Consider the following 13,746-nt stretch of genomic DNA (forward strand, 5'->3'; position numbering starts at 1 on the left):
TGCGGTTGCCGTGGGTGCAGCGGCCACGGGCGTCGGCGGTGCTGTCGCAGCCGGCGCGCGCATGGCTCCGGCTGCGGCCAAGCTGGCCGGCAGCGGTGCACGTGCCGCCGTCGGGGCCGCCAGCAGCGCGAAGTCGGCGTTTCAGGCCGGCTCCGCGTCCGCTGGCGGTGGCTTCAAAGGCGCAGCCGCCGGCGTGGGCAATGTCGCCAAGACCGGCGCGCAGGCCGCCGGGCAGAAGGTGGCCGATGGCGCGCGCTCGATGAAGGAGCGTGTCGCCGCTGCCTTCCGGCCGGATGACGCCCCTGCATCCAGTGGCCCGCAGAGCGCAGCCGATTCGGCAGCGCCTACCGCTGCCGAACAGCCCGCCTGGGCCAAGCGCCTGCATCGCAGGCAGCAACTGACCCATGCCGCGACGACTGCCGCCCACACGCTGCGCGGTGGCGATGGCGGCAGCTCCAGCCAAGGCCCCAGCCTGCGCGATTCCGACTCATAAGGAGATAGACCATGCGATTCAAAAGACCCCAGGTGCGCTACGCCGACACGTCGCAGCCCGCCACGCCGTACCAAGCCGCAGGCCAGGTCTGGGACGAGCGCATCGGCTCGCCGCGCGTGCAGGCGAAGAACTGGCGCCTGATGGCCTTCGGCTGCCTCGCTCTCGCATTGCTGATGGCCGGTGGCCTGGTCTGGCGCTCGGCGCAGTCCATCGTGACGCCCTATGTGATCGAGGTCGATCAGGCTGGGCAGGTGCGTACCGTGGGCGAAGCCGCCACGCCGTACCGGCCCAGCGATGCGCAGGTGGCCTACCACCTGGGCCGCTTCATCGGCCTGGTGCGCTCGCTGTCCATCGACCCCATCGTGGTTCGGCAGAACTGGCTCGATGCCTACAACTACACCACCGACAAGGGCGCCGTGGTGCTAAACGACTACGCCCGCGTGAACGATCCGTTCGCGCGCATCGGCAAGGAGTCGGTGACGGTGCAGATCACCAGCGTGACCCGCGCCAGCGACACGTCTTTCAACGTGCGCTGGACGGAGACGCGCTACGTCAACGGCGCCCTGGATCGCACCGAGCGCTGGAACGCGGTGATTTCCATCGTGCAGCAGACCCCGCGCACCGAGCAGCGCCTGCGTAAGAACCCCTTAGGCATCTACGTCAACGGACTGTCGTGGAGCCGCGAACTGGAAGGAAACGAAGGAGCAAAACCATGAATGCGATTTTCCGTAAATCCGCCTTGCCGCTGATCTTGCTGGCATCCAGCGTCTTGTTCTCGGGCTGCGCCACGCAGGGCAAGCCGCCGCCGGTCATCTCGCTCGACGAGCCGGTGCAAGCCCAGCCGCTGCCCGAGGCGCCGAAGCCGGTGGAGGTCGTGACCGTGCCCGAGGTGTTGCCGATGCCGGCGCAGATGAAGCCCGTACCGGATGCCAAGTCTGCGGTGGAACCCGCCGATGAAACCGTGCGCGTGGCCCGCGCCAATGCCGAGGCGCGCATCGCGCCCACGCGCGAGGGCTACGTCAATGCGATTCAGGTGTGGCCCTTCACTGATGGCGCGCTGTACCAGGTCTATGCGGCCGTGGGCCGTGTGACGGTGATCGCGCTCCAGCCCGGCGAGGAACTGGTGACGGTCGCCGCTGGCGACACGGTGCGCTGGATCGTGGGCGACACATCGAGCGGCAGCGGTGAGGCGTTGCGCGTCAACGTGATGGTCAAGCCGATCCGCTCGGGCCTGAAGACGAATCTCGTCATCACCACAAGCCGACGCACCTACCTGCTGGAGCTGACCTCGACCGAGAAGACGTGGATGGCGTCGGTGTCCTGGGAGTACCCCAAGGACAAGATGCTGGCCCTGCAGCGCCAGGCGCAGGCGGCCAGCGCCGCTGCGCCGGTCGATGCGGGCCTGTCGCTGGAGAAGATCCGTTTCCGCTACGCGGTCAGCGGCAGCAATCCGCCGTGGAAGCCCCTGCGTGCCTTCGATGACGGTGAGAAGGTCTACATCCAGTTTCCGCCGGGCATTGCCCAAGGCGAGCTGCCGCCGCTGTTCGTGATCGGCGCGCAGGGCGACGGCCAGCTCGTCAACTACCGATTCCGCTCACCGTACTACATCGTGGATCGGCTGTTTGGCGCGGCCGAACTGCGCCTGGGCGGGGACAAGGGCGACGTGGTGCGGATCGAGCGCACGGATGGCACGCGGAGGAACTGACCATGAGCCAGGACGACATTCCCGACCATGCCGCGCCGCAGACCGGCAAGGTGGCGCCCGAGGCAATGGCGCTGCGCGCGCAGCCGCGTCCGGTGACTCGGTTGAATCGGCGCACGCTAGCCATCCTCACCGGCGGCCTGTCGGTCGCCGTGCTTGGGGCCACGATCTGGTCGTTGCAGCCGCATCGGCGCGGCGCGGGCGAGCAAACCGAGCTGTACAACGTGGATCGCGTCTCGAAGTCCGAAGGGCTGGACGGCCTGCCTTCCGACTATTCCAAGCTGCCGGCGAAGGTGCCGGAGCTGGGGCCACCGCTGCCGGGCGACCTCGGCCCGGCCATCGTGAAGTCACAGCAGCCGGTGACACCGGCCTATGCGCCGCCAGGCCACGACCCGGAGGATGCTCGGCGCAAGGAAGCCGATGCCGCTGCGGCCTCGACGGTGTTCTTCCGCTCGGGCAATCCAGGCAAGACCGCTGCACCGGCGACTGCGCAAGCCGCTGCGGCGGGCCCGGCATCGGCCTTGGCGGGCTTTGATCCGCTCGCCGCCGGGCCGGCCTCGACGGCGGCACAAACTCAACAATCCGCGTCCGACCCGACCGCCGTGCAGAACCGACAAGACCAGAAAGAGGCTTTCCTGAAAGGCGCTTCTACGGAAACCCGCAATTCCGGCCAACTGACCCTGCCGGCTTCGCCGTACCAGGTCATGGCCGGAACGGTGATCGCTGGCGCGCTGGTGACGGGTATCAAGTCCGACCTGCCGGGCGACGTGATCGGCACGGTGACGGAGCCTGTCTACGACTCGGCCACGGGTAAGTTCCTGCTGATCCCGCAGGGTTCGCGCCTCATGGGCAAGTACAACAGCCAGGTGAGCTACGGGCAGAGCCGCGTGCAGGTGGTGTGGAACCGCATCATCCTGCCGGACACGTCTTCGCTGACGCTCGACAACCTGGCGGGTACCGACCCGGCCGGCTATGCCGGCCTGGAGGATGGGGTCGATTGGCATTGGGATCGCGTTTTTGCCGGCGCGGCTCTGACCACGCTGCTGGGCGTGGGCGCCGAGCTGGCCGCGCCGCAGAACCGGCAGGACGGCAACCGCGTCATCATCGCCGGACAGGGCAGTTTGCAGGACAGCGTGAACCAGGTAGGCCAGGAGATGACCCGGCGCAACATGAACATCCAGCCGACGTTGACCGAGCGGCCGGGCCTGCCGGTTCGCATCATCGTGAACCGCGATCTCGTGCTTCGGCCGTACCAACCGTTGTTCTTCAACCGGGGAGCGATGCGATGAGCACGACCAAGAAGCTGCGGCTGGGGCCGCTGCCGAAGACCGAGAGTGTCAAGCTGACCTTCGCATGTCCCGCTGGCTTGAAGACAGACCTTGACCGCTATGCCGCGCTACATGCGCAGACCTACGGCGAAACGGTCGATGCGGCGACGCTGATCCCGCACATGCTGGAGGCATTCATGGCGGGGGATCGTGGATTCAGGAAAGGAACGACCGCCAAGGTCGTTCCGCAGAAACAGACCTGACGACCTTGCCGCCACTTCAACGACAAAGCGCAGCCTGAGGCTGCGCTTTGTCGTTCCGGGGGCAGTTGGGCTACTATAGAGAAAGGAGAAAGGCAAGTCGGCCTGCTGTTGGGAAACGTCCCCCGATGCAACGCGCTCCGGCTTTCTTCCTCATCGCTCTTATGTGGCACCTAGCCCACAACGCAGCAGTCAATCCAAACTGCCCGAAACAGAGCTAACCTCGCGTCCCATATAGAGTTTCAAGCCCTGGGCGATTTGCGCTCAGGGCTTGACACGAGCAGTTTTTTATTCTGCTCTCCATTGAGGAGCTGTCAGCGCTTGCTGTTCAAGCAATCCTAATGCATAAGCATCTGAAGATGAATGGTGGCTGGCGCTGACAGCTTCTTTTTCAATAGCGCATCAGGCTACAGGCGCATCTCGTAGCCGATGGTGATGGGCGCGTGGTCCGAGAACTTCTCGCCCTTGTAGATGGACTCGGTGCGCGCCAGCGCGGCCGTGGCCGGCGTGGCCAGGTGGTAGTCCAGGCGCCAGCCCACGTTGTTCGCATAGGCCTGGCCGCGGTTGCTCCACCATGTGTAGCAGGCATCGGTGGTCTCGGGCTGCAGCAGCCGGTAGACGTCCACGATGCCGCCCGTGGGCTCGGTCTTGTGCAGCAGCTTCGTCATCCAGGCGCGCTCCTCGGGCGTGAAGCCGCTGTTCTTCTGGTTGCCGCGCCAGTTCTTGAGGTCGATGTTCTGGTGGGCGATGTTGATGTCGCCGCAGAGGATGAACTCGCGCTCGCCCTTCATCTTCATGAGGTGGGCATGCATCTCGGCGAGGAAGCGGAACTTGGCCTCCTGGCGCATCTCGCCCGAGCTGCCGCTGGGGAAGTAGGCGCTGATGATGGACAGCTTGCGCGCGGGCGTGTCGAAGCGCGTCTCCACATAGCGGCCCTCGGCATCGAACTCGTGGGAGCCGAAGCCGATCACCACGTCGCTGGGCTCGTGGCGCGCATACACGCCCACGCCCGAGTAGCCCTTTTTCTCGGCGAAATGGAAATAGCCCTTCATGCCCGCCAACACCTCGAAGCGCCCGGCCATGTCGGGCGCCTGGGCCTTGATTTCCTGTACGCAAATACAATCTGGCGCAGTCGCCGCGATCCAGGCCTCCACGCCCTTGGTCGTGGCGGAGCGGATGCCGTTGAGGTTGAGGCTGGTTAATTTGAACAAGGATGAATCCATGGTGGTGAGTGAGAAACCGGCAGACGGCATGGGCCGTCTGGCGCAGGAATTTGTGCAGTTTGCCGTCGACGCAGGCGTGCTGCGCTTTGGCGAATTCAAGACCAAGGCCGGGCGCATGAGCCCGTATTTCTTCAATGCCGGCCTGTTCGACGACGGCGCCAAGATGGCGCGGCTGGCTGAATTCTATGCAAAAGCCATTCTGGCCAGCGGCATCGAGTTCGACATGGTTTTCGGCCCCGCCTACAAGGGCATCCCGCTGGCGGCCACGGTGGCCGTGGAGCTGGCGCGCCAGGGCAAGAACGTGCCGTTTGCCTACAACCGCAAGGAAGCCAAGGACCACGGCGAAGGCGGCACCCTGGTGGGCGCGCCACTGGCGGGCCGCGTGCTCATCGTCGACGACGTGATGTCGGCCGGCACGGCCGCGCGCGAATCCATCGCCATCATCCAGGCCGCGGGCGCCACGCCGCATGCCGTGGCGATTGCGCTGGACCGCCAGGAAATGGCCACCGAAAACGGCCAGGACGTACCCCACAGCGCCGTGCAATACGTGCGCAACCAGCTGGGCATGCAGGTCTGCACCATCGCCAAGCTGGCGGACTTGCTGCTGTACCTGCAGGCGCAGGGCGGCGACGCCGGCCGCGGCCATCACGAACGCGTGCTGGCCTACCGCCAGCGCTATGGTGTGCAAGACAAATAGGCAAAACCGCCTGTGCAGGTCGGAACCGGAGGACTGCACAGGCCCCAAGGGAGCAAGTCACTCATGAAGCAGGCGCTGCAGGCAGCCATCCTTGTATGTGTTCTGGGAGGACTCTGGGCCGGCGCCGCGCTGGCCCAGCCTGCCCCCGCCACCGGCATCTACGCCTGCACGGACGCCAAGGGCCGGCGCCTCACGGCCGACCGCCCGATTGCCGACTGCGTGGACCGCGACCAGCGCGTGCTGGGCACCACGGGCGTCGAGCTGCGCCGCGTGGGCCCCACGCTGACCGAGAACGAACGCGCCGAGATGGATGCCCGGCGCCGCCAGCAACTGGCCGAGCAGCAGCGGCTGCGCGAGGAGCGTGCGCGCGACAAGGCCCTGCTGTTGCGCTACCCCGAACCGGCCGCCCACGATGCGGCGCGCGCCGAGGCGCTGGCGCAGGTGGACAGCGTGATGGCCGTGGCCCAGCAGCGCCTGCAGGAGCTGGGCGCGCGGCAGAAAAAGCTCGACACCGAGCTGGAGTTCTACCAGAACGACCCGCGCAAGGCGCCGCCCGGCTTGCGCCGCCAGCTGCAGGAGAACACGGACTCCCAGCAGGAGCAGCGGCGCTTCCTGCAGCACCAGGCGCAGGAAAGGCAGCGCATCAACCAGCGCTTCGACGCGCAGCTGGCCGAGCTGCGCCGGCTGTGGGCCGGCGAAGCAGGTGCCGCCGCCGTCACCGCGCGCGAATAGGCAAATAGGCCCATAGGCAAATAGGCCAATAGGCGGCAGGGGCTACGTCGGGTTGCGCAGGCGCAGCACGCGCCCGACCAGCAGCGCCGCCATCCAGGCTATTGCACCGATGAGCAGCGGCAGCTGCACGAAGGCCGGTGCCTGCGCCATGTGCACGAACGCATCGCCGCGCCACAGCGGGCCGTAGCCCTTGGCGAGCCCGTAGGCCAGCCACAGCAGCAGCCCCAGGCTGGCCAGCAGCGCCATGCGGCGCGCGGCCCGGGCATCGGTGTCGGCCCGCAGGGCCTGGCGCCACAGCCAGGCTCCCGCCGCAGCGACCAGCAGCACGCAGGCGCCCAGGGACAGCGGCAGCCACCAGGCAAGAGGAATCGTATTCATGACCGCGCTACTGTAGCGGCAGGTGGCAGGGCGGAACGAAAAAACGCCCGCCGGAGCGGGCGTCTGGGAATATGAAGAACAGTCCGGTGCGGGCTCATGCCAGTTGCCAGACCGAATGCTCGCCGGGCACGGGCTGTATGCCCAGCACCGTGGCATGGCGGGCCAGCAGTTCGTCGAACTGCCTGGCGGTTTCGCTGCTGGCGGGACTGTCGTCGTATTCGCTGGCCACCTGTGCGGTGGTGAACGACGTGGCGCCGAACCTTTGCACGATGTTGCGCAGCTTGTCGAGGTTGGGAGGGGTCTGGACGTTCATGGCAACTCCTTTCTGGAAACCGGGCAGGGCTTGCAGCCAAGTGTAGTCCGTGGCTTGTGCAGGGCAAGAGTGCAATGCTGGATGGCCGTTTCGGCAGCGCAGCCGCCACGCAGGGCTGCGCTGCCGCAGTGCGGCCTACTGCGGCTGGGCGGCCTGGTAGAGCACGCGCACCAGGTCGGACTGGGTGAGTATGCCCACCAGTTGCCCGTTGTCCCGCACGATGGGAATATGGTGGTGGCCGTCCTCGCTGAACAGCGGCACCAGCTCGGCCACGCGCTGGCTGGCACGCGCGGTGCGGACCTCGCGCGTCATGATCTGGCCGATCTGCCGGGGCTGGCCGGCGCCCCCCGTCAGCAGGGTGCGCAGGCGCCTGCCCAGGCCCAGCGGCTGGGCGTCCGGCTCCGCATGGCGCATGAAGTCGGCGCGCGTCACGATGCCCACCACGCGCTGCGCGGCATCCACCACGGGCAGCGCCTTGATGCGGCGCTCGCGCATGGTGGCCCAGGCGTCGGCCAGGGAGGTGTCGGTGCGCGCCGTCACCGGGTCCGCCGACATGGCATCCTCGCAGCGCAGCTCGCCCCACTGGCGCTGCCAGGCGGCGAGTTCGGCCGCCTGCAGCAGGGCTTCCAGGTCGTCGCGCGGCACGTCCAGCACTTGGTTGTAGTGGGCCAGCGCGACGTCGAAGTCCGCCGCGGTGAAGTGCGAGGACCGCGGTGGCGCCGCCTGCTGCGTGTGGGGATAGCGTCGCCCCGTGAGGCGGTTGTAGGCCATGCCGGCCAGCGCCATCAGCACGGCGTTCGCCAGCACGGGAAACAGCACGAAGCGCGGCTCCACGGCATGGCTGAGCACGGCGAACAGCGCCGTGGCGCCGCCCGGCGGGTGCAGGCATCGCAGCGCGAACATGGCGGCAATCGCCAGGCCCACGGCCGCCGCGCCTGCCCAGGCGGTGTCGGGAATCCAGGCCGCGCAGGCCACGCCCACCAGAGCGGCCACGCAGTGGCTGCCGACCACGGACCATGGCTGTGCCAGCGGGCTCGCGGGCAGCGCAAAGATCAGCACGGCCGAGGCGCCCATGGGCGCGATCAGCCACGCCGACAGGCCGTTGTCCTGCGCAAGGGCCCGGCACACGAGCGCCGTCAGCGCGATGCCCAGGGCTCCGCCCAGCGAGGCGCGCAGCCGCTCGCGCCCGTTGACGCGCATGCGCGCCGGCCGCAAAGCCAGCCAGAGGGCCTTCAGATGATGGGGGATGCTCATTGCCATTGTTCGGCGAATGCGGAGATATGGGCGACCTGGAACACCTCCTTGAGCGAGCGCAGCTCGCGCCGGTGCAGCGCTGCCAGCCGAAGCAGCCGCGCCTCGCCCTCGGCGCTCAGATGCACCAGCACCTGGCGCCGGTCGGCCGTGCCGCTTTCGCGGCGCACCAGCCCCAGGGCCTCGCAGCGCGCCACCAGGGTCAGGGCGCCGTGCGGCTGCACCTGCAGGCGCTCGGCCAGCTCGCCCACCGTGGCCCAGTCGCGCCCGGGGTAGCCCTTGACGTGCAGCAGCAGCTGGTATTGCTGCGGTGTCAGGCCTTCGGCCTGGGCGGCCTCTTCGCTGAAACGCAGAAAGCGGCGCAGTTGGTAGCGGAATTCGGATAAGGCCTCGAGGTCGGCTTTGGTGGGTGCTTGTGCCATGGTGAAAAAACATCACATTATGATGTAATTCGGGCATGACCTTCCCCGCTTCACCTGCCGCGCGCGACTATGCGGCCAAAGACGGTTTCCACCGCCTGCCCATCCATTGGATGTGGTGGCCCGCGCTGGGCGCGGTGGCCATCGGCATCGGCGGCTGGCTGCAGCCGCGCGCGCTGGGCGTGGGCTACGACGTGATCGGGGACCTGCTCCACGGCAACCTGCTGGTCGGCGCGGCGCTGGCGCTGCTGGCGGCCAAGGCCGTGATGTGGGTGCTGGCGCTGGGTTCGGGCACCTCGGGCGGCGTGCTCGCGCCGGTGCTGATGATGGGCGCGGGCCTGGGCACGGTGCTGGCGCCCTGGCTGCCCGGCGGCTCGCCCGGGCTGTGGCCGCTGGTATGCATGGCGGCGGTGCTGGCTGGGGTGCTGGGCGCGCCGCTGACGGCCGCGGTGTTCGCCTTCGGCCTCACGGGCGACGGCGATGCGCTGCTGCCGCTGCTGCTGGCCTGCGCGGTGTCGCACGGGGTCACGGTGCTACTGATGGACCGCTCCATCATGACCGAGCGCCTGTCGCGCCGCGGCCGCCATGTGTACCGAGAGTACGGCGTCGATCCGCTGGAGCGCACGCCCGTCGAGGCCGTGATGACGCGCCATGTGCAGACCATTGCGGCCGATGTGCCGCTGGCGCGCGTGGTGCACGAATGGTTCGGCCCCGCGCAGCGGCACCGCGCCTTTGCGGTGGTCGATGCGGCTGGCGTGTGCCTGGGCATGCTGGACCGCGACCGGCTGAATGACATGGGCGGCAACACGCGCACGGCCGGCGATCTGCTGCGCGGCAGCGCCGTGCAGTTTGCGCTGCCGCACCAGACCTGCCGCGCGCTGTCGCAGCAGATGGCGTCCTGGGGCCTGGAGCGCCTGCCCGTGGTGGCGGATGCGCAGACGCGGCGCCTGGTGGGCATCGTCAGCCGAAGCGACCTGGTGAAGGTGGCCCAGGCGGTGCACGAAGAGGAAGCGGTGCGCGTGCGTGTGAGGGGCTGGAATCGCTCCTGATGCAGGAGCGAAAGGCGCTTGCCGTGCAAGGGCGAAAGCCCTTTTTCTCAAACCCTGGACTGGAGGGCTCCGGCGCTGAGCACTTCGGCCAGCGGCTTGCGCGGCGAGGCCGTCTCGCGCTCGCGCAGGTCGTCGGGCAGGGTGCTGGCATCGCCGCGGCGGCCCACGGCGATCACCACTTCGGGCACCAGGTGTTCGGGCAGCCGCAGCACGGCGCGCGCCTCGTCGGCCGAAAAGCCGCCCATGGCATGCGTGGCCAGGCCCATGTCATGGGCCTGCAGGGCCAGGTAGCCCCAGGCGCAGCCGGCATCGAAGCTGTGCTTGCCGGGCGAGGTCTGCCTGTCCGACACCAGCACGATCAGCGCGCCGGCGTTCAGGCACCAGCGGCGGTTGGCTTCGTTCGGGATGGCCGAGAAGGCGTCCCAGTTGGCATCGCCGCGCAGCGCGTAGGCAAAGTGCCAGGGCTGCTTGTTGCTGGCGGACGGCGCCCAGCGGGCGGCATCGACCAGCTGCTCGATCTGGGCCGTGGTCAGCGCCTCGGGCATGAAGGCGCGCGGAGACATGCGCTCCAGGAACTGCGAATGGATGGGCGTGGTGGTGCTGCGGGTGTTGTGCATGGATGGGTCCGGAAACAGCGAGGCCCGGCCGCCGCCGGCGGATGCCGGACGGGAGCCGGGCCTCGAATGAAACCCGAAACAATAGCGCAAACCCGGGCATTGGCCCGGGGCGCAGGGGTTTCAGGACTTTTGCTCGCAGGAGCGTTGGCTCATCAGGCGCATATGGCGCTCCATGCGGATCAGCACCAGCACCATGACGACCATCACCAGGCAGCTGATGAGCATGGTGCCGAAGGCGGTTTCCATGCTGGAGAACTCCCATTTGTCGTTGTCGGAATCCTCGCCCTTGAGGCGCTGGGCCAGGCGGTCGAACGACAGCGTGTAGTTGAGCAGCAGCATGCTGGCGATCTGCTGGGCCGACTGCCCGCGCAGCTTGGCCGTCAGGCCGTCGTTGGCCAGCACCTGCTCCAGCGCGGCCGGCAGGCCCTGGACAAAGGCCGCATAGGCGCCGGCACCGTGCTCGGTTTCGGCCATCTGGGCGCGCTCGTGGATCTGGGCGGCCAGGTCCACGGGCTCGCTGAGCCAGTCGTCGCCTTCGGGCTCCTCCTCGGTGGAGGATGCAGCCGCCGCCACTGCGGCGCGCGAGGCCTCGCGCTCGCCGCGCACGCGGTGCACGGCGGCATCGGCCGTTGCATCGAGGGCCGACGCCGAGGCGTCCTGGGCGGCATCGCCGCAGCAGGCGTTCTCGCGCTGTTCGCGCAGCTTGATCTGGCGCTGCACCTCGGCATCCGAGGGCACGGCGTCGCCCTTGAGCAGCGGGTGGACCGGCGCCAGGCCCTGGCTGTTGTTGTCCTTCTCCACGCGCTTGCGGGCCGCCGGGTCGCTGTAGATGAAGCCGCGCAGCAGGCCGTCGGCCTTCTGGAAGCTGGGGCGCAGCGCGGGGTCGGCCAGGCGCTTTTCCATGGGGGTCTGGTCGGCCATGCCGCTGAGGTCGCGGGCGGTCTCGTCCACCACATACTTCAGGTCGGGCTTGGCGCTGTTCCAGTCCAGGGCGACCTGCGCGGCAGCCGGCGCGGCATCGCCCTGCTTGGGCTTGTAATGGCTCCAGAGCCAGAACGCCATGCCTATCAGCACGAATACGGAAAACGCCAGCAGCACCACTCGCACAATCTGCACGAGCACATCCTCGATGCGACGTAACAGGTTCATCATTTACAGCAAATCCTTGTCTTGAAGCTTACAGGTAAAGGTGCTCCAGCTATCGAATTGAAAGCACCCAAGCGATGCGCGAATTCTAGGGAGGCAAGGCGTCCGTCGTATTCTTTTACATGTCCGACAAGTGCGAAAGAGAGTGCTTGCTCTCGATGTTCAGCCCGCTGCGCCTGCCAGCCTGCATGCCGGCCGCAAGCCAGGAGCTGGACCGCTGCGCTGCACAAATGCAACATTTGTAAGGCGGAGAGCCTACGCGCCGTGGCAGATTAGGCGATCCGTTCAAATGGGGTTTTCACGGATCGCAGGGCCTGCTTATGACCAAGACGTCGCTGGACAAATCGAAGATCAAGTTTCTGCTGCTGGAAGGCATCCATCCCTCCGCGCTCAAGGTGTTGCACGATGCGGGCTACACCAACGTGGAGGCGCTGTCCGGCGCGCTGGAAGGCGAGGAGCTCAAGCGCAAGATCGCCGATGTGCACTTTGTCGGCATCCGCTCGCGCACGCAGCTGACCGAGGAAGTGTTTGCCGCGGCCCAGAAGCTGGTGGCCGTGGGGTGCTTCTGCATAGGCACCAACCAGGTGAACCTGAATGCCGCGCGCGAGCGTGGCGTGGTGGTGTTCAACGCCCCGTATTCCAATACCCGCTCGGTGGCCGAGCTGGTGCTGGCCGAAGCCATTCTGCTGCTGCGCGGCGTGCCGGCCAAGAACGCGGCCGCGCACCGTGGCGGCTGGCTCAAGAGCGCCGAGAACGCCTACGAGATCCGCGGCAAGACGCTGGGCATCGTGGGCTACGGCTCCATCGGCACCCAGCTGTCGGTGCTGGCCGAATCCCTGGGCATGCAGGTGGTGTTCCACGACGTGGCGACCAAGCTGCCGCTGGGCAATGCGCGCCAGGCGGCCTCGCTCGACGACCTGCTGGCCCAGGCCGACATCGTGACCCTGCACGTGCCCGAGCTGCCGTCCACCCACGGCATGATGGGCGCCCGCGAAATCGCGGCCATGAAGCCGGGCAGCATTCTGATCAACGCCTCGCGCGGCACCGTGGTCGACATCGACGCACTGGCCTCGGCCCTGCGGGAGGGCAAGCTGCTGGGCGCGGCCATCGACGTGTTCCCGGTCGAGCCCAAGAGCAACAAGGACGAGTTCAGCTCGCCGCTGCGCGGCCTGGACAATGCCATCCTCACGCCCCACATCGGCGGCTCCACCATGGAGGCCCAGGCCAACATCGGCCTGGAGGTGGCGGAAAAGCTGGTCAAGTACAGCGACAACGGCACCACGACCTCGGCCGTGAACTTCCCCGAGGTGGCGCTGCCCGCCCATCCGGGCAAGAACCGCATCCTGCACGTGCACCACAACGTGCCCGGCGTGCTGTCGGCCATCAACCTGGTGTTCGCCGAAAACGGCATCAACATCGCGGGCCAGTACCTGCGCACCGATGAAAAGGTGGGCTACGTGGTGATCGACCTGGACGTGGAATCCTCGGCCCTGGCCGTGGAAAAGCTCTCGCAGATCCCGGGCACCATCCGCTGCCGCGTGTTGTTCTAGACTGCGCGCCTCGGCAGCACGGCAAAGGGAGCCCAGGCTCCCTTTTTTGATAGCTGCAAGCGCTTGGCGGGAAAGGGTTTGGCGGTGAAAAAGCTTGATATCAATTCCGGGCCAGACCCCCATGGCGTAGTAGCTGCTCGCGCAGAGGCGCCCGTACCGTGGCTTCGGCGCCCGCCTGGCGCGCAATGGCGAGGAACAGGCGCGGCTGCAGGTAGATGAGGAGGAATTCGGCATCCTCGGCCCCCTGGATGATGAGGTTCCAGGGCAGCCTGGTTTCGCCCACGCTCGATTGCATGCGCAGCATGTCCTCCTGCACGGCCATCGTCTGGGATTGCTGCATGGCCGGATAGCGGCGATAGGCGCGCCGAGCCATGGGCCGCGTGATGCAGCGGAAGGTGGCCCACGGCAGCATCGCGTAAGCGAGGCCCGCCGGAGCCAGCCAATAATGGCGGTAGTAAAGTCCCGGGCCCGGCATCAGCACGCCGGCCAGGGATGCCGCCCACAGAAAGGGCCGCAGATAGCAGGGCTTGAAGCGCGCATGCAACCGCTGGGCGCCGACATATGGGTTTTCGGAGATCGTGTAGGCCGGTTCGGCCATGCGGGGGTGATACGGGCCGGCAGCAGCACGGCACCGTCCCCGTGGATGAT

The 13,746-nt window shown here is 67.6% G+C and carries 15 protein-coding genes and 2 pseudogenes; 9 read left to right on the forward strand and 8 right to left on the reverse strand.

The window, feature by feature from the left end:
* From V8Z74_RS22415 to V8Z74_RS22435, 5 genes and pseudogenes are all read left to right on the forward strand, one after another.
* Positions 1-493: pseudogene (locus V8Z74_RS22415) on the forward strand (P-type conjugative transfer protein TrbL); the annotation flags it as partial.
* Positions 494-504: 11 nt separating this feature from the next.
* Positions 505-1,209: a conjugal transfer protein TrbF gene (gene trbF, locus V8Z74_RS22420; protein ID WP_019726309.1), complete on the forward strand. Its 705-nt coding sequence runs from the start codon at positions 505-507 to the stop codon at positions 1,207-1,209.
* A complete protein-coding gene (trbG, locus tag V8Z74_RS22425) occupies positions 1,206-2,198 on the forward strand; it encodes a P-type conjugative transfer protein TrbG (protein WP_019726310.1) in 993 nt (330 codons plus the stop codon). The genes trbF and trbG overlap by 4 nt, the downstream gene beginning before the upstream one ends.
* Positions 2,199-2,200: 2 nt before the next feature.
* Positions 2,201-3,484 (forward strand): TraB/TrbI/VirB10 family type IV secretion system protein, encoded by a 1,284-nt coding sequence (locus V8Z74_RS22430; RefSeq protein WP_019726311.1) that lies wholly within the window; start codon positions 2,201-2,203, stop codon positions 3,482-3,484.
* Positions 3,481-3,726, forward strand: a complete 246-nt coding sequence (locus V8Z74_RS22435; RefSeq protein ID WP_019726312.1) for a DUF2274 domain-containing protein — start codon at positions 3,481-3,483, stop codon at positions 3,724-3,726. The genes V8Z74_RS22430 and V8Z74_RS22435 overlap by 4 nt, the downstream gene beginning before the upstream one ends.
* 404 nt (positions 3,727-4,130) lie before the next feature.
* On the opposite strand, the gene V8Z74_RS22440 is transcribed toward V8Z74_RS22435, so the two are convergent.
* On the reverse strand, positions 4,131-4,934 hold the full coding sequence (locus tag V8Z74_RS22440; RefSeq protein WP_066475212.1) for an exodeoxyribonuclease III: 804 nt from the start codon (positions 4,932-4,934) through the stop codon (positions 4,131-4,133).
* Positions 4,935-4,944: 10 nt separating this feature from the next.
* Here V8Z74_RS22440 and pyrE point away from each other — a divergent pair, with 10 nt between their 5' ends.
* Both pyrE and V8Z74_RS22450 read left to right on the forward strand, forming a co-directional pair.
* The gene (pyrE, locus tag V8Z74_RS22445; RefSeq protein WP_066475426.1) at positions 4,945-5,643 is read left to right on the forward strand and encodes an orotate phosphoribosyltransferase; all 699 of its coding nucleotides are present in this window, start codon (positions 4,945-4,947) and stop codon (positions 5,641-5,643) included.
* Positions 5,644-5,706: 63 nt separating this feature from the next.
* Complete coding sequence (locus tag V8Z74_RS22450) at positions 5,707-6,375, forward strand: DUF4124 domain-containing protein (protein ID WP_349711310.1); 669 nt, start codon at positions 5,707-5,709, stop codon at positions 6,373-6,375.
* 42 nt (positions 6,376-6,417) lie between these two features.
* On the opposite strand, the gene V8Z74_RS22455 is transcribed toward V8Z74_RS22450, so the two are convergent.
* The 4 genes from V8Z74_RS22455 to V8Z74_RS22470 all read right to left on the reverse strand — a co-directional run bounded on the left by V8Z74_RS22455 (position 6,418) and on the right by V8Z74_RS22470 (position 8,739).
* Positions 6,418-6,753 carry a hypothetical protein gene (locus V8Z74_RS22455; RefSeq protein WP_349711312.1) on the reverse strand — a complete coding sequence of 112 codons (336 nt, stop codon included), beginning with the start codon at positions 6,751-6,753 and terminating at the stop codon, positions 6,418-6,420.
* 94 nt (positions 6,754-6,847) lie between these two features.
* Positions 6,848-7,066 (reverse strand): hypothetical protein, encoded by a 219-nt coding sequence (locus V8Z74_RS22460; RefSeq protein ID WP_066475225.1) that lies wholly within the window; start codon positions 7,064-7,066, stop codon positions 6,848-6,850.
* Positions 7,067-7,201: 135 nt separating this feature from the next.
* On the reverse strand, positions 7,202-8,320 hold the full coding sequence (locus V8Z74_RS22465) for an HPP family protein (RefSeq protein WP_349711315.1): 1,119 nt from the start codon (positions 8,318-8,320) through the stop codon (positions 7,202-7,204).
* A complete protein-coding gene (locus tag V8Z74_RS22470; RefSeq protein WP_349711317.1) occupies positions 8,317-8,739 on the reverse strand; it encodes a MarR family winged helix-turn-helix transcriptional regulator in 423 nt (140 codons plus the stop codon). The genes V8Z74_RS22465 and V8Z74_RS22470 overlap by 4 nt, the downstream gene beginning before the upstream one ends.
* Before the next feature lie 68 nt (positions 8,740-8,807).
* Between V8Z74_RS22470 and V8Z74_RS22475 the strand changes: the two are divergent.
* Positions 8,808-9,785: pseudogene (locus V8Z74_RS22475) on the forward strand (chloride channel protein); the annotation flags it as partial.
* 47 nt (positions 9,786-9,832) lie between these two features.
* Here V8Z74_RS22475 and V8Z74_RS22480 read toward each other — a convergent pair.
* Together V8Z74_RS22480 and V8Z74_RS22485 are read right to left on the reverse strand one after the other, a co-directional pair.
* Positions 9,833-10,402 (reverse strand): nitroreductase family protein, encoded by a 570-nt coding sequence (locus V8Z74_RS22480; protein WP_349711319.1) that lies wholly within the window; start codon positions 10,400-10,402, stop codon positions 9,833-9,835.
* Positions 10,403-10,522: 120 nt separating this feature from the next.
* Positions 10,523-11,554 (reverse strand): hypothetical protein, encoded by a 1,032-nt coding sequence (locus V8Z74_RS22485; protein ID WP_349711322.1) that lies wholly within the window; start codon positions 11,552-11,554, stop codon positions 10,523-10,525.
* 314 nt (positions 11,555-11,868) lie between these two features.
* Between V8Z74_RS22485 and serA the strand changes: the two genes are divergently transcribed.
* On the forward strand, positions 11,869-13,098 hold the full coding sequence (gene serA / locus V8Z74_RS22490) for a phosphoglycerate dehydrogenase (protein ID WP_066475237.1): 1,230 nt from the start codon (positions 11,869-11,871) through the stop codon (positions 13,096-13,098).
* Positions 13,099-13,198: 100 nt separating this feature from the next.
* Here serA and V8Z74_RS22495 read toward each other — a convergent pair whose 3' ends face one another.
* Complete coding sequence (locus tag V8Z74_RS22495) at positions 13,199-13,696, reverse strand: YcxB family protein (protein ID WP_349711324.1); 498 nt, start codon at positions 13,694-13,696, stop codon at positions 13,199-13,201.
* Positions 13,697-13,746: the final 50 nt, after the last annotated feature.

The sequence above is a fragment of the Comamonas sp. w2-DMI genome, from assembly GCF_040187735.1.
Classification (GTDB): Bacteria; Pseudomonadota; Gammaproteobacteria; order Burkholderiales; family Burkholderiaceae_C; genus Comamonas; species Comamonas terrae.